Source organism: Streptomyces virginiae, assembly GCF_041432505.1.
Lineage (GTDB): Bacteria > Actinomycetota > Actinomycetes > Streptomycetales > Streptomycetaceae > Streptomyces > Streptomyces virginiae_A.
On the sequence record NZ_CP107871.1, the window covers coordinates 8,386,806 to 8,400,546 of the forward strand.

Consider the following 13,741-nt stretch of genomic DNA (forward strand, 5'->3'; position numbering starts at 1 on the left):
GTCCCGCCTACGACGGGCCGAACATCGCCCCGACCGCCAGGGCCTCGGCCCGTACCCACGCCTCTGCCGCGTCCAGCACCTCCCGGCCGCGCGCGGCCACCAGCACACCCAGCCAGGGCGCCGGTTCGAAGGCCCCGGTCGGGATCGCCGGGACGAACACCGCCCCCAGCTCCGCGCAGCCCCGGGCCAGGGCCGCGCACAACTCGTCCAGCTGCGCCTCGGGCAGCCGCGCGCCCAGCTCCACCCGGTCCGCGATCCGTACGAGATGACCCGCGCCCCGCAGCGCGTCGAGCCGGGCCGCCACCATGAAGGCGATGGACGGCCCGGTCAGCCGCAGGTTCGTCTCGGTCGGCGCGAGCCGCCCCGTCCCGTCCGCGACGAAGTCCACGTCGAACCAGCCCCGGTAACCGGAATCCGCCAGCTCCCGGCCCACCGCCGCACCGAACGCGGTGAGGGACTTCTCCGCCCACCCGGGCACCACCCCCGGGCCCACCGTGGCCCCCCGGTAGCAGCCGTCCGCCACCTCCATCACCGCCCCGCCCACCTCGTGGGCCCGGCCCGCCTCGTCGACGAAACCGTCGTAGGTCAGATCCCGCGGGCCCTCGTCGCCCCTGGACGCCGCACCACCGACGTACTCCTCCACCAGCAGCGGCCCGCGCGGCAACCGGCGCAACACGGCCCGCGCCCCGCCCGCGGCGCGGACCCGCGCGGGGGTGAGCACCGTGGTGCCCGAACCCCCGACCCCGTGCTCCGATTTCAGAACGGTGCTCTCTCCCGCCCTGGTCCGGGCCGCCAGCATCCGGGCCGCCGCCCACCGCCCGTCGACCCGCCACTGCCGGGGGAGCACGATCCCGGGATGTCCGCCGTCCGCCAGGATCCGCCCGAAGAGCCCGTGCGCCGCCGACTTCGACTCGTAGCGCAACTCCCCGTCCCGCCAAGGCCGGCCCGCCAGCCGCCCGAACGCCCTGGTCCGCCCCCACGGTACGAGGGGCAGCCCGGACCCGGTGAGCAGCGCGGCCAGCGCCGGCCGGGCCCGTACGGCTTCGGCGAGGCCGGGATCCGCGTCCAACAGGCCGTCGTACACCTCGACCCCGGTCCAGCCCAGTTGGCGACAGACCAGCTCGGTCCAGCCCCGCGGCACCGGCCGCGGCAGCACCAGCGCGGCCGGGTAGGGACTGTAGAAGGCGGCGAGGCACGCGTAGTGGTGCGCGGGCCGCTGTTCCCGGTCCAAGGTGGCGTCGGCGAACTGCGCGTTGAACTCACCGACGTTGCCCAGGTGCACGGCCCGCCCGCCGCCGGTCCAGGCCCGCGCCCAGTCGGCGAGCGGGACCGGAGCCGCCTCGAACCGGACCAGCGCCGTACCACCGGCTTCCGCGGCCGACGCGGCCGGCGACGCGGCGGATGCGGCGGGTTCGGCCACCGGCACCGCTCCCATGGCCCGGTAGAACCCGGTCGCGTGCGGATCGGAGTCGATCACCAGCCGGCGCACCCCCAGCTCCACGGCCCGGCGCAGCACGTCCCGGTACAGCAGCCGGCCCACGCCCTGCCCGACGGCCGACGGCTCCACGAAGAGCAGCCCGAGCTCCGCCCGTGGGGGAGTCCCCTCCAGCGAGGCGACCCCGACGACCTCGCCCCGCCCGTTCTCGGCCACGACGACACGGCGGGCCGTCACGTCGCCGGCCCGGATCCGTAGTTCCGGCGCACACGCGGCGAGGAAGGCCGCGTCGTACCCCCAGTGCGCCTTGGACCGCATCACCAGCCCGGTCAGGTCCTCCGCCTCGGCCGGCCGCGCGGCCCTGACCTTTACCATCTGCTGACCTCCCCATGGTCCGCGTCAAGGCCGTGCGATACATTCGGCCTCCCCACGGCACATACTTTCCCACCCACGCGGAGACAGGCTTCTCAATGAGCGACATCATCAACGGACTCGGCCGCACCAGCGCCTACGGCGCCCTCGGCCTGGTGCTGCTGATCCTCGGCATCGTCCTCGTGGACGTGCTGACGCCCGGGAAGCTTCCCAAGCAGATCTGGGAGGAGCGCAACCGCAACGCGGCCCTCTTCCTCAGCTCGGCGCTCCTCGGCATCGGCGGCATCGTCTTCACCTCGATCTGGACGACGTACGCGGACTTCGGCAAGGGCCTGCTGTCCACCGCCGCCTTCGGCGTGCTCGGCCTGATCCTGATGGCGGTGGCGTTCCTCGTGCTCGACCTGGTGACCCCGGGCAAGCTCGGCGCCATCGTCGTCGACCCCGAACCGCACCCGGCGGTCTGGGTGTCGGCCGCCTGCAATCTGGCGGTGGCCGCGATCGTCGCCGCCTCGATCGCCTGACGCGAAGCGCCCGTACACGGCGAGAGCGCCGCTCCCACGAGGGAGCGGCGCTCTCGCCGTTTCCAGGACCGGCCCGGGCGTGCTCAGGCGAGGCCGAGCGCGAACACCGCGAACCCCGCCGCCAGCAGCCCGGCCAAGGTCCGACGCAGCGTGCTCGCCCGCCGCCCCTCGCGCGGGGCGACCTCGAACCGCCGAGCGTAGCGGGCGAGAGCGACGAACAGCGCCGCGAACACCGGCATCCAGGCCAGCCGGGCCGCGATCCACCCCAGGCTGTCCGGCGCCGTCGTCAGCCCGGCCAGCTCACCCACGAACGAGCCGGGCACGGCCGCCGCCAGCATCGCCGTCTGGTGCCAGCACAGGATCGTCATCGCGGACAGGTTGATGACGACCACCGGCGCCCACAGGGCCGGGCGCGCCAGCAGTTTCGCCAGCCGGTCGCGCAGCAGGATCGCCGCCCCCGACTGCGCCGAGGCCAGGGCCGGTACCAGGAGCGACGGCGGATGTGAGTTGGTGCGTGCCGCACCCGGCACGCCCACCATCGACGCCGGATAGTGGAAGACCGTCAACAGCGCGGCGAAGAGCAGGGTCCCGCCCGCCAGCAGCAGCCAGGCCCCGCGCCGCGCGATCCGCCGCTCCGCCCAGGAGACGCCCAGCTGGTACGCGAACAGCCAGCCCGGCAGGACGTTCACCAGGGCGAGCCACGACGGCACGGAGTCCGCGAGCGGCCCGTAGCGCAGGAAGTCCACCACGGCGACGCAGCCGAGCAGCGGGGCGGCCGCCCAGCCGCCGAGGCTTCGAGCCGCCCGCACGCAGTACGGGGTCAGCGCGGTGACCACCACGTACACGCCGACGAACCACAGGGGTTGGACCACCAGCGTCGCCCCGGTCCGCAGCGACGCCTCCGGTACCCCGGCCGCGTACAGCACGGGCGCCGCCACGGCCCACACCACGGTCACCCCGAGTACCGGCCGGCCCAACCGGACGATCCGGCCCTTCAGCCAGGCGCCCGTCGACCCGGTGCGGCGCCCGAAGGAGAGCGCCGAGGCGTATCCGCCGACGAGGAAGAAGATGCCCAGCATCTGGAGCACCCAACTGGCCGGGGCCAATCCTCCGAAGGCGGACAGCGGGCTGGCGTTGTGCAGGCCGCCGTCGGCGTCGAGGGTGAAGCCGCCGAGCAGCCAGTGGCCGGTGGGCACGGCCAGCAGCGCCAGGGCGCGCAGTCCGTCGATCGCCCGGTCGCGGTCGGCGGGAGTCCGGCCGTCGATCCGCGCGGCGACCTTCCGTAGCGGGGCCAGGGCGGCGGAGGCGCTCATCGGGCCGCTCCCTTCGCGATCGTGGCGAAGGCCGCCAGGGACTGGGTGCCGGGCACGAAGTAGCCGGTGTGGCCCTCCACGTCGGCGGCGGGCACCCGGCGGGCGCCGAAGGCCGCGGAGGTGGGGTCGACGCCGTGGCCGATCCCGGCGAACTCGACGTTCGGGACGTCGGCTATCCAGTCGGAGGGACCCCGGGCCGCCCAGACGCGGGCTCCGGTGCGCAGTGCGGCCGCGGTGTCGGCGCGCATCCCGGGGGAGCCGAAGGCCACGATGTCGGCGGCGTCGGTGTGGCGGGCCGCGAGCCCGCACACCACGGAGCCGTAGCTGTGGCAGAACAGCACCGGGTCCGGTGCGCCCACCGCGTCGAGTCCCGCGGTGAAACGGGCCAGCCGGGCCGCCCCGGCCCGGGCGAGGCGGCCGTCGGCCGCGTCGAGCCCGACACCGACCGGGGTGGTGTAACCGATCCACGCGACGACGGCGAGGGACCCACCGGACCCGGACCCGGACCCCGTCCCGGACTCCGCCCCGGTCGCCTCGCGCAGGGACCGGGCCATGCCGGCCGGCCCGGTGGCGGGCTTGCGCCGGGTGTCGTACCCGGCGGCGTCGTTGTCGGAGCCCGGCACGATCACCGAGACGTGCTCCGCGCGCTCCAGGTCCCCGAACACCTCGACCACCTGGCCCCGGCCACGCGGGTCGAAGGCCAGGATCTGCCGGCCCGGAGCGGCGAGGGAGGCGTACCGCGCCTCACCCGTGGCGGCGACCGCGATCCGGTTCGCCTCGTACCGCAGAGGGAGCGGCGCCCCCTCCAGATTGCCCACCACCAGCGGGTGGGACCGCAGCAGCCGGTGGCGTGCCGCGTCGTCCAGCCCGGCGAAGAAGGCGGCGACCTCGCGCGGGGCCGTGGTCGCCGGATCGGGCAGCGACCGGCCGGAGACCGTATCGGCCTGCCAGGCGTCGGTGCCCGGCGGCGGCCCGGTGACCGCCGTCTGGCTGTCGCCCGAGGCCCACCCGGCGGTCCCCCCGACGAGGGTCACCGCCAGTGCGGCCGTGACCAGCGTCCTTCCGAAGCGGCGCATGCCCCTTCTCCTCTCCTCGTGACGAGGAGGAAGGTAAGGAGGGGGTATCGGCCGTCACGTCGGACCGTGGAGCCAAGTCGTATGTCATACCCCGGTAGGGGGTGGAGGAGAGGCCGTCAGTAGACGAGCAGACGGTCGCAGGTGTTCGTTCCGCTGGGGAGCGAGCTGTCGCTGTTGAGGATGTAGAAGGACCGGTCGAATCCCGTCGCCGTCATCCTCGGGACGACGATCAGGGTCTGGCCCGCCATGTCGAGCCCCAGCGGCCGCACCACGTTCTGGTTCAGCAGGGCGAAGAGGTTCTGCGTGAGCGCGTCGAGCCTGAGGATCCGGTACGTACGGTCGCCCGACCCGTCCGCGCTGGTGATGAGCGCCTGGTACTGCGGGGCCCGCCATTGCGACGGCTGAGGAGCGACGCGTCCGGCGGCCTCCAGGTCCTGCAGCCGCCGCTGGGTGCTCGGCAGGACGCCGGCCATGTGGATGTGCATCTGGTGGAGCCGCCGGGCGCTCACCGAGTTGATGCCCAGCCCGATGTTCGCGTACTGCACGGGGACGTCTCCGCCGCTGCGACCGGTCTCCCACGCCTCGTGCCAGTAGTTCGCGGCATTGGGCGACACGAGGAAGGGGCACTCGATTCCCCTGATCCGGCAGCTCGGCAGAAGCAGGTAGTTGTGCGGCGACTCGGGCTTGCCGTGCAGCACCACGTAGTTGGGGGTCGTCTTGAGGCAGACCGGTCGCTGCCCGGACGGTGGAACGATGCCCTGGGTGCAGTACTGCACGTCCTGCCACAGCGGGTCGGTATCGGCGGGGCTGCCGCAGAGGTTCTGCATCTGGGGCGGAGGACAGGGGCTCTGTCCGCCGCCGGGCGGCGCGGGATCCGTGGGACAGGGACAGCACGAAGGATCCCCGAGGGCGCCGAGCGGACCCGCCGCCGACGCGCTGCCGCTCGCACCGGTGAGCAGGGTTCCCGCGCCCAGGGCGCCGGAGAGGGCCACGAACTGACGCCGTGGCATGTGGTGGGTCCCGCCGATGGCATTCATGGGTGAGCTCCGATGGTCGACGTCCGCTGCTTCGGTGTGCCGCGCCGAGCGAGGGCCGACGGTCCCGGCCGATCGAGCCCTCGCCGATCCGGTCACAAAGTTAGGCGGTGATCCGTCCGATTCCCGGCAAGGGAAGGGGGGAGCGCCCGCTATTACGCCGGAAGGCGGGCATACCCGCGGCGCACCGGGCCGCAGGAAAGCCACCGGGAACCGTCGGCAAGCCACCGGGAAGCGGCCGGGCGGAGGGGAGTGGCGGGGATCAGCCGGAGTCGCCCGGGCGTACCAGCCCCGCCTCGTACGCGAAGATCACGGCCTGCGCCCGGTCCCGGAGGTCGAGCTTGGCCAGCACCCGCCCGATGTGCGTCTTCACCGTCTGCTCCGCCAGCACCAGATGCCCCGCGATCTCCTGGTTCGACAGCCCGCGCGCGATGAGCTCCAGCACCTCGGTCTCGCGCGGGGTGAGCCCCTTCAGCCGCAGCGCCGGATCCTTGCGCGGCGCCGGGCGCTGCTGCACGAAGTCCGCGATCAGCCGTCGGGTCACCGAGGGGGCCAGCAGCGCCTCGCCCGAGGCCACGACCCGGACCGCCGCGATCAGATCGGCCGGCGGAGCGTCCTTGAGCAGGAACCCGGAAGCGCCCGCGCGCAGCGCCTCGTACACGTAGTCGTCGATGTCGAAGGTGGTCAGCATCAGCACCTTCGGCCGGTGCACCACCCCGGGCGGCGGATCGAGGATCTCCCGGGCGGCCGTGAGCCCGTCCATCTCCGGCATCCGCACGTCCATCAGCACCACGTCGGGGTGCGTGGAGCGTGACACCCGCACCCCCTCCCGCCCGTCGGGGGCCTCGCCCACCACATCGATGTCGGCCTGCGCCGACAGCAGCGCGGCGAACCCGGCCCGCACCATGGCCTGGTCGTCGACGATGATCACGCGAATGGTCAACTGGGGTCCTCGGTCGGATCGTGCAAGGGCAGCCGGGCGGCGACCCGGAAGCCGCCGTCGGGCAGCGGACCCGTGTCGAGCGTCCCGCCGGTCAACCGTACGCGCTCGCGCATCCCCACCAGACCGTGCCCCGTGCCCGAACTCTCCAGCTCCACCACGGCATCCCGGGCCGGACCGTTGACCACCAGCACGAGGACCTCGTCCTCGTCCACCGTCACCGAGACCCGGGTCGGGGCGCCGGGCGCGTGCCGCACCACATTGGCCAGCGCCTCCTGCACGATCCGGTACGCCGACAGGTCCACCGCCGGTGGAGCCGCCCCGGCCGCCCCGGCCGCCAGCGACAACTCCACCGGCTGCCCGGCCCGTACGGTCGCCTCCACCAGCTGCTGGAGCCGGTCGATCCCCGGCTGCGGGGCGCGCTCACCGTCGGCGCCGTCCGAGGAACCCGCCCCGTTCGCGCCGTCGCCGCGCAGCACGGTGAGCAGCCGCCGCATCTCGCCCAGCGACTCCCGCGCGCTCGCCGCGATCGCCGCGAACTCCTCCCGTACGGGCTCGGACATGCCCGGCACCCGGTACGGTGCCGAATCGGCCTGAACGGTGATCACCGACATGTGGTGGGCCACCACGTCGTGCAACTCGCGGGCGATCCGCGCCCGTTCCTCCAGCAAGGTGCGCCGGGACCGCTCCGCCTCACTGATGCTCTCCTGTTCGGCGACCCGCTGCTGCGCGTCGCCGAGTCCCCGCAGCGCGCCCGTCAGGACGAGCATGACCCCGCCGAGCACGAAGAGCAGAGCGTTGGTGTTCGTCACGCCCGCGGGCTGGGAGAAGCCCAGGACCGTACCGACGACACCGGTCGCCAGCCACACCCCGACCAGGGTCCGCACGGGCTCGCGCAGCCCCAGGCAGGCCATCAGGACCAGATAGCCCACGATGGTCATCGGCGGCCACGGCCAGGAATGCCCGGCGACCTTGTCGGCACCGATGAGCAGCACCGCGGCGACGGTGTCGGCGGCCAGGACGACGATCCAGGCGTGGAGCGGCCGGGTCAGCGCGAGGAGCAGCGGCACGGTCTGCGCCACTCCCAGCGCGCCCGCCCAGCCGCCACCGACCCCGTAGTCCTCGGACAGCACCGTGATCGTCACCGGCAGCAGGGTGACGACGAAGACGCCGACGACGAGGAACGGCATCGCCCGCTGCCACCGCTTGGGCGCCTGCGCGAACAAGGGTTGCGCCGCCCCGGCCGGCGTGCGCAGCACCAGGGCGAGCCGTGCCAGCGCGCCGGGCACCCGGGCACCGGCCGCCGAGGACGTACGGATGTGCGCGCGGGTCCGGCCGCGCGGCCGGGTGCGGGGTTCGTCGCTCATGATCTGTCCAGCCTATGCGCCGGTGGCCCCGACGGCGGGCGGGGTTAGTCTGCTGGCCTGTCGATCATGGGGGATGCGGGCATGGGTGGCGCTGCGGCGTTGGAGAAACTGGTGCCGGTGCTGCTGGCGTTCGGCGGCGGGGTGCTGCTCGCCCGGCGGAAGATCGTGCCGGCCGAGGCCTCCAAGGTCTTCTCCGACTACGCGTTCCTCTTCGCCGTCCCCTGCTACCTCTTCGGCAACATCTACGTCAGCGACCTCGGGGCCCTGTTCAACTGGCGGGCGATCGGCGGCTACGCCGGGGCCGCCGCCCTCGCCGTGGTGACGGTGGCCGTCGTGGCGGTCGCCCACGGTCTGCGCGAGCCTCGCGACGTGGCGCTGCGCGTGATGGCGGGAGTCCAGGTGAACACCGCCTACTTCGCCGTCCCCGTCTTCATCACCGTGTTCGGGACGGCGGCGCCGATCTTCCCGATCCTGCTGTTCCAGGTCTGCGTCCTGTCCCTGGTCGTCATCGCCCTCATGGAACTGGGCCGCGCGGGCGCGGAGGCCGGCGGCCCGGGCCGCCGCCTCGCCCGCGCCGTCGGCGCCTCGCTCGCGACCCCACTGGTCCTCGCCTGCAACGCGGGGATCCTGCTCAATCTGCTCTCCGTACGGATCCCGGCGGTCGTCCTGGACGGCGCCGCGTTCGTCGGGGACAGCGCCTCCCCGGTGGCCCTGTTCGCCCTCGGCCTCCACCTGGGCGGCCTCGGCCTCGACCTGCGGGGCACCACGCGCGAGGAGTACGCCCTCATAGGCTTCAAGTGCCTGGTGTTCCCGCTGCTGACCTGGGCGGTGTGCGGGCCGCTCGTCGGCGTGCGGGGCGAGTGGCTGGCGTACCTCGTCCTGATCGCGGCGATGCCGACGCCGCAGAACCTGTTCATCTTCGCCCAGCGCTACGACGTCGGCGTCGACCTCTCCGCGTCGATCGTGATCAAGAGTTCGCTGGTGTCGCTCCTGCTGTTGCCCCTGTGGCTGCAGACTGTGGTCGTATGAACGCCGATACCCCTGCCGACATCCCTGCCGGCGCCGACGATTTCGGGCCTTCCATAGCGCCGAGCGCCGTCACCTTAGGACTGCTCGCCGCCTGGGCCGTGCACGACCTCGAAGAAATGGCCACCATGGCGCGCTGGACCCGGACCCGGGTCCCCGCCCTGCGCGAGCGCCACCCCCGAGTACCCGACCGGGTCTGGCGGAGCCTGGAAGCGGTGGACGGCCGCGAGTTCGCCACCGCGGTCGCCGTGATGGGACTCGTCGTCGCGGCCGCCTCCGCCGACGGGTACCGCACCGGCGGGCGCTCCGCCTTCTACCAGGCCTCGCTGAACGGCTTCGGCCTGCACGGGCTCGTCCACGTCGCGCAGGCCGCCGCCACCCGCGGCTACACCCCCGGCGTGGTCACCTCACCGCTGCTCGTCGTCCCCTTCACCCTGTGGGCGCGCGGCCGGCTGCGCCGTGCCGGCGTCCTGCGGCCCACGCGGGCGCGCGACATCGCCTCGGGCCTGGCCCTCGCCGGCGCGGCCACCGCCGTCTCGCACGCCGTGGCCCGGCGGATCCACCGGGCCACGTCCGCCTCGTAGCCACCCGCCCGTACGTACCCCCGGCGGCATCGGCTCGTTGACCCGGCATGGAACTGCCGACCATCGCGGCGCCGGGCGTCGGTGAACGGGCCGACGCCGTGGCCGATGCCGCCTGCCACCTCTACGACACCATCGCCCCCTGGGGAAGCGGTGCGCCCGGCGGATGGAGCCGGACCGCCGCCGAGGACGCCGCCGAGGCCATCGAGACCACCGCCCACGCCCTGGCCTCCGTCGACCCGGGCGCCGAGGTGGTCCTCGCTCCCGTCCACGCGGCCCTCGCCGACCTGCGCCGGCGGCTCGGCCTCACGCCCGCCGACGGGCTGAGCGGCGACGGGCTCCCGGCGACCCCGCGTACGGTCGGCAACCCGCGCCGCACCCGGTGGGTGCGGGTGCTCACCGCCCCGCCTTCGCCCCGGCAACCGCCTTCTCGTACAACTTCCTGATGTCCGCGCCGAAGTAGGAGCTGTACGAGGTGTCGGCCTTGTCCCCGCCGGTCTTCCAGCCGCCGATGACCCCCACCACGTCACCGGTCCCGGTGCGCGCGTCGTAGCGGGTGAGGAACGGGCCACCGCTGGTCCCGCCGGGATAGCCGGTGCAGTTGATGCGCAGGAACGATCCCGGGATCCGCGCGTCGGCGCTGGTGAACTTCGTCGTCCGGTTGACGCACACGCGGGGCCGGGCGGCGGAGGCCGGGTGACCGATCAACGTGACCCGTGCCTGGGCGTAAGCGGCGCCGGTCACCAGCCGGTTCCCGCCGACCACGGTCTCCACCGGGAAGCCGCGGGAGTTCGGACCGACCTGGGCGAAGGCCACGTCGAGGGTGGCCGCGCGGTCGACGCCCTGGGAGCGGTAGCGCGGGTCGATCCAGATCTTCGAGTGCCCGCCCGCGTCGCGCAGGACCGGGAACATGCCGTACGGCTGAGGCTTCGCCCGCGTGTACTGCGGTACGAAGGCCACCTGCTGGGTGTCGGAGCCGAGCAGGCAGTGCCCCGCGCTGAGCACCAGGTTGCGGCCGGGGGAGGAGACCACGCTCGCGGTGCAGAAGTAGGCCCCGCCGTCCTTCACCAGGAACATCCGGCCGGCGACCGGGATCCCGTCGAAGTTCTGCCCGATGCCGGGGGTGAGGGCGGGCAACGGCGCGACGGCCGCGCGCGCCGGTGCCGGAAGCGGAGCCGGGGTCGGGGGCGCCGGCGCGCGGGTGGGCGTGGGAGCGGCGGTGGCGGCCGGAGTGGGGGCGGGAGCGGGCGTGGGGGCGGGTGTGGCGGCCGGGGGCGCGGACGGCAGCGGCAGCCCGGTCGGGGTGGGGGGCCGCGTGGCGACCGGGATCTCCTCGGCCGGTTCGACGGGCTCGACGGGCTCGACGGGTTCGGCCGGCTCCTGCGGTTCGGGCAGTTCCTGCGGTTCGGGCAGCTCCGGCGGCGCGGGATCGGCGCTGTCGGGCGGCCCGGGGGGCAACGGGGCGGCGGAGGCCATCCGTTCCGCGGTCCAGAAGGCCTGCGCCTCACGCGCCGACCAGCGGCCGACGGCCACCGGGACGGCGCCGCCCACGGCCTCGGCCACGGGCAGCGGTCCGGCCGGCACCAGCAGGGCGGCCACCACCGCGGCCATCGTCAACGTACGTCGCATGCCGGACACTCCCTAAACGGCCTGGGGGAAACGGAAGAGCCGGTCCGGGTCGTGGACACGCCGGACCTCCTGCAGGCGCGCGAGGTTCGGGCCGTAGTAGGCCTCGCGCCAGCCGGTGAGCTTCGGGTCGATGTAGTTCTGGTAGGCGCGGCCGCCCGCCCAGGGGCGCAGGTCCTGCCAGAGTCCGTCGAGCCAGCCCTGGTGCCGGGCCACCTCGGCGGCCGGTGCGGACTCGGGCCAGTAGGCCAGGTACTGGGTGAGGAAGAGGCTGTCGCGGTGCACGAAGGCGGTGGAGCCGGCCGGGACGCGGTTCACCGCGCCCCCGCAGACCCCGTCGAACTGCACCACGCCCAGGCCACCCGGGGGAGCGCTCGCCCCGTACCGTCGTACGGCGTCCAGGACCGCGGCGATCGCCGCGTCGGGCAGCCCGCCGCCCGCCCAGAAGTCGGACCGGGCGGCGTACGAGTCCCGCCCGAGCCGTCCCTGCGGGTCCCGGCCGGGCAGAACGCCGGGCAGTCGGCACTGGGCCGGGCTCAGCTCGGGGCAGCCGGACATGGCCCGGACGGTGTCCTCGTGGCTGCGTACGGTGATCCAGCTGTCCCGCGGCGCCCCGCCGACCAGGTCGGACAGCCGGGTCAACTGCCGTTCCAGCTCCGGGCGCCCGTCGAGGCACACCACCCGCACAGCCGGTGCCGCCACGGCTGCGGCGCCCACCTCGACGGTGAACTCCACCTGGCTCCAGAAGGGGTCCGGCAGCCCGGCCAGCCAGCGCTGCCAGCCGCGCAGCACGGCCGCGGAGTCACCGCCGGGCCAGTGGAGTTCGGCGTAGGCGCACGCGCCGACCGGATGCGTGCGGAAGCGGAATTCGGTGACCACGCCGAAATTGCCGCCGCCCCCGCCGCGCAGCGCCCAGAACAGCTCCGGATCGCGTTCGGCGGAGACTTCACGGACGATCCCGTCGGGGGTGACCACCCGGGCCCCGGTGAGCCGGTCGGCGGTGGTCCCGTAGGCCCGCGCGTGCAGGCCCAGGCCGCCGCCGAGGGTGAGTCCGGCGATGCCGACGGAGGGGCACAGCCCGGTCGGGACGGATCGGCCGCGCCCGGCGAGGGCCGCGTGCACGTCCCCGAGCCGGGCACCGGCGCCGACCCGTACGCCGCCGCTCTCGGCGTCGCCGTCGCCGTCGACCGACACGGCGACCATGGTTCCGGTGTCCACGACCAGCCCGGCGGATCGCGTGGACCAGCCGGCGTAGCTGTGCCCGCCGCCGCGCGGGACCACGGGCGCGCCGGTGCGGCGGGCGAAGTCCAGGCAGACGGCCACGTCCCCGGCGTGCGCGGGATAGGCCACCGCGGCCGGGGCGACGGTGTCGTAGCGGGGCTGGAACAGCCGGCGGGCCTCCGGGTAGTCCGGCTCCCCGGGGAGCACCACGCGTCCGTCGATCCCGCGTGCCAGCGCACCGTAGTCGGGGGTCCGGGCCGCTGCCCCGACGGTGGCGAGGACGGCCGCGGCCGCGCTGCCCAGCACCTGGCGGCGATTGAGGCTCATACCTCCTTCCTGCCACCGCCCGGGCCGATAGGCGTGCAGGCGGGTCCCACGCGCACCGGGGTGCCCCCTGAACGGCGCACGCCGAAACGGTTCGGCTTGTCCGATAGCCGTACCGCGATTCCGTCCCGCGCATGGTGTCGCGATCGCCGGTGCACGGAGACCCGGCAACCCGCCGCCCCGCGACCGGTTGCCGGGCCTCGGCGGGATCCGGAAGAGACGGCCTAGCTCTTGCGTGCCAGCAAGAAGCCGTGGGGGGAGCTCTCGTCGGGGCCCGGCTTCCGCAGGAGCCGGGCCGTCTCCGTCAGTCCCGACCCCGCCAGCCGGTCGGCGATCAGCTCGGGCGGTGTCCGGTACACGTCGAGGTCGACCGCGTGCCCGTACGCGTGGTCCAGCCGGAACAGGTCGTCGCCCGCCATGAAGGCGATCAGAAGATGGCCGCCCGGCGCCAGCACCCGGGCGAACTCCGCGAACAACGCCGGCAGCTCCGAGGGCGGGGTGTGCACGGTGGAGTACCAGGCCAGCACCCCGCCGAGGACCCCGTCGGCCACGTCCAGGGCAGCCATCGACCCCACCTCGAACCGCAGCCCCGGATACGTCCGGCGGGCCACCGCCACCATCGCCGGGGACAGGTCGACGCCGAAGGCCCGTACGCCGAGCTCGTTCAGGTGCGCCGTCACCCGGCCCGGTCCGCAACCCAGGTCGGCCACCGCCCGGCCCCCGCCGCCCGAGTCCTCGCGCACGTATTCGGCGAAGGCCGCCAACATGGCCCGATCCAGCGGCTTTCCGTCCAGTTCCGTACGGAACAGCCGTGCGTAGTCGACGGCGACGGCGTCGTAGGACGCCCGCACGGAGCTGAGGTACGAGGTCTCTGTCATGCCCCTGAACAGTAGCCTCCGGAGCCC

At 74.2% G+C, this 13,741-nt stretch carries 13 protein-coding genes; 4 read left to right on the forward strand and 9 right to left on the reverse strand.

The window, feature by feature from the left end; all coding sequences use genetic code 11:
* Positions 1-7: 7 nt before the first annotated feature.
* Complete coding sequence (locus OG624_RS38685) at positions 8-1,810, reverse strand: GNAT family N-acetyltransferase (protein WP_371640550.1); 1,803 nt, start codon at positions 1,808-1,810, stop codon at positions 8-10.
* A gap of 95 nt (positions 1,811-1,905) precedes the next feature.
* Between OG624_RS38685 and OG624_RS38690 the strand changes: the two genes are divergently transcribed.
* Complete coding sequence (locus tag OG624_RS38690; protein WP_030717969.1) at positions 1,906-2,328, forward strand: DUF350 domain-containing protein; 423 nt, start codon at positions 1,906-1,908, stop codon at positions 2,326-2,328.
* A gap of 83 nt (positions 2,329-2,411) precedes the next feature.
* Here OG624_RS38690 and OG624_RS38695 read toward each other — a convergent pair whose 3' ends face one another.
* The 5 genes from OG624_RS38695 to OG624_RS38715 all read right to left on the reverse strand — a co-directional run bounded on the left by OG624_RS38695 (position 2,412) and on the right by OG624_RS38715 (position 8,058).
* The gene (locus tag OG624_RS38695) at positions 2,412-3,641 is read right to left on the reverse strand and encodes an acyltransferase family protein (RefSeq protein WP_371640551.1); all 1,230 of its coding nucleotides are present in this window, start codon (positions 3,639-3,641) and stop codon (positions 2,412-2,414) included.
* Positions 3,638-4,717, reverse strand: coding sequence for an alpha/beta hydrolase (locus tag OG624_RS38700; protein ID WP_371640552.1), 1,080 nt, complete (start codon positions 4,715-4,717; stop codon positions 3,638-3,640). The genes OG624_RS38695 and OG624_RS38700 overlap by 4 nt, the downstream gene beginning before the upstream one ends.
* 116 nt (positions 4,718-4,833) lie before the next feature.
* Positions 4,834-5,754, reverse strand: a complete 921-nt coding sequence (locus tag OG624_RS38705) for a CDP-diacylglycerol diphosphatase (protein WP_371640553.1) — start codon at positions 5,752-5,754, stop codon at positions 4,834-4,836.
* Between the two features lie 259 nt (positions 5,755-6,013).
* Positions 6,014-6,694, reverse strand: coding sequence for a response regulator (locus OG624_RS38710; RefSeq protein WP_033216545.1), 681 nt, complete (start codon positions 6,692-6,694; stop codon positions 6,014-6,016).
* Positions 6,691-8,058, reverse strand: a complete 1,368-nt coding sequence (locus tag OG624_RS38715) for a sensor histidine kinase (protein WP_078909076.1) — start codon at positions 8,056-8,058, stop codon at positions 6,691-6,693. The genes OG624_RS38710 and OG624_RS38715 overlap by 4 nt, the downstream gene beginning before the upstream one ends.
* Before the next feature lie 81 nt (positions 8,059-8,139).
* Here OG624_RS38715 and OG624_RS38720 point away from each other — a divergent pair, with 81 nt between their 5' ends.
* Genes OG624_RS38720 through OG624_RS38730 form a run of 3 tightly spaced genes read left to right on the forward strand, consistent with a single transcriptional unit; the run spans position 8,140 to position 10,111 of the window.
* A complete protein-coding gene (locus OG624_RS38720; protein ID WP_033216547.1) occupies positions 8,140-9,087 on the forward strand; it encodes an AEC family transporter in 948 nt (315 codons plus the stop codon).
* Complete coding sequence (locus OG624_RS38725) at positions 9,084-9,668, forward strand: HXXEE domain-containing protein (protein WP_371589565.1); 585 nt, start codon at positions 9,084-9,086, stop codon at positions 9,666-9,668. The genes OG624_RS38720 and OG624_RS38725 overlap by 4 nt, the downstream gene beginning before the upstream one ends.
* Positions 9,669-9,715: 47 nt before the next feature.
* Positions 9,716-10,111 (forward strand): hypothetical protein, encoded by a 396-nt coding sequence (locus OG624_RS38730; RefSeq protein ID WP_161288421.1) that lies wholly within the window; start codon positions 9,716-9,718, stop codon positions 10,109-10,111.
* Here OG624_RS38730 and OG624_RS38735 read toward each other — a convergent pair.
* The 3 genes from OG624_RS38735 to OG624_RS38745 form a co-directional block, all read right to left on the reverse strand.
* Complete coding sequence (locus OG624_RS38735) at positions 10,062-11,294, reverse strand: trypsin-like peptidase domain-containing protein (protein WP_371589566.1); 1,233 nt, start codon at positions 11,292-11,294, stop codon at positions 10,062-10,064. The genes OG624_RS38730 and OG624_RS38735 overlap by 50 nt on opposite strands.
* Before the next feature lie 12 nt (positions 11,295-11,306).
* Positions 11,307-12,839, reverse strand: coding sequence for an FAD-binding oxidoreductase (locus OG624_RS38740; protein ID WP_051762930.1), 1,533 nt, complete (start codon positions 12,837-12,839; stop codon positions 11,307-11,309).
* 221 nt (positions 12,840-13,060) lie between these two features.
* On the reverse strand, positions 13,061-13,714 hold the full coding sequence (locus OG624_RS38745) for a class I SAM-dependent DNA methyltransferase (protein WP_033216549.1): 654 nt from the start codon (positions 13,712-13,714) through the stop codon (positions 13,061-13,063).
* Positions 13,715-13,741: the final 27 nt, after the last annotated feature.

What these genes read in the sequence shown, in the direction of transcription:
- OG624_RS38690 (WP_030717969.1), top strand. Translation starts at nt 1,906, where the DNA reads ATGAGCGACATCATCAACGGACTCGGCCGCACCAGCGCCTACGGCGCC.
- OG624_RS38685 (WP_371640550.1), bottom strand. Translation starts at nt 1,810, where the DNA reads ATGGTAAAGGTCAGGGCCGCGCGGCCGGCCGAGGCGGAGGACCTGACC.
- OG624_RS38735 (WP_371589566.1), bottom strand. Translation starts at nt 11,294, where the DNA reads ATGCGACGTACGTTGACGATGGCCGCGGTGGTGGCCGCCCTGCTGGTG.
- OG624_RS38720 (WP_033216547.1), top strand. Translation starts at nt 8,140, where the DNA reads ATGGGTGGCGCTGCGGCGTTGGAGAAACTGGTGCCGGTGCTGCTGGCG.
- OG624_RS38700 (WP_371640552.1), bottom strand. Translation starts at nt 4,717, where the DNA reads ATGCGCCGCTTCGGAAGGACGCTGGTCACGGCCGCACTGGCGGTGACC.
- OG624_RS38730 (WP_161288421.1), top strand. Translation starts at nt 9,716, where the DNA reads ATGGAACTGCCGACCATCGCGGCGCCGGGCGTCGGTGAACGGGCCGAC.
- OG624_RS38705 (WP_371640553.1), bottom strand. Translation starts at nt 5,754, where the DNA reads ATGAATGCCATCGGCGGGACCCACCACATGCCACGGCGTCAGTTCGTG.
- OG624_RS38740 (WP_051762930.1), bottom strand. Translation starts at nt 12,839, where the DNA reads ATGAGCCTCAATCGCCGCCAGGTGCTGGGCAGCGCGGCCGCGGCCGTC.
- OG624_RS38695 (WP_371640551.1), bottom strand. Translation starts at nt 3,641, where the DNA reads ATGAGCGCCTCCGCCGCCCTGGCCCCGCTACGGAAGGTCGCCGCGCGG.
- OG624_RS38725 (WP_371589565.1), top strand. Translation starts at nt 9,084, where the DNA reads ATGAACGCCGATACCCCTGCCGACATCCCTGCCGGCGCCGACGATTTC.
- OG624_RS38715 (WP_078909076.1), bottom strand. Translation starts at nt 8,058, where the DNA reads ATGAGCGACGAACCCCGCACCCGGCCGCGCGGCCGGACCCGCGCGCAC.
- OG624_RS38745 (WP_033216549.1), bottom strand. Translation starts at nt 13,714, where the DNA reads ATGACAGAGACCTCGTACCTCAGCTCCGTGCGGGCGTCCTACGACGCC.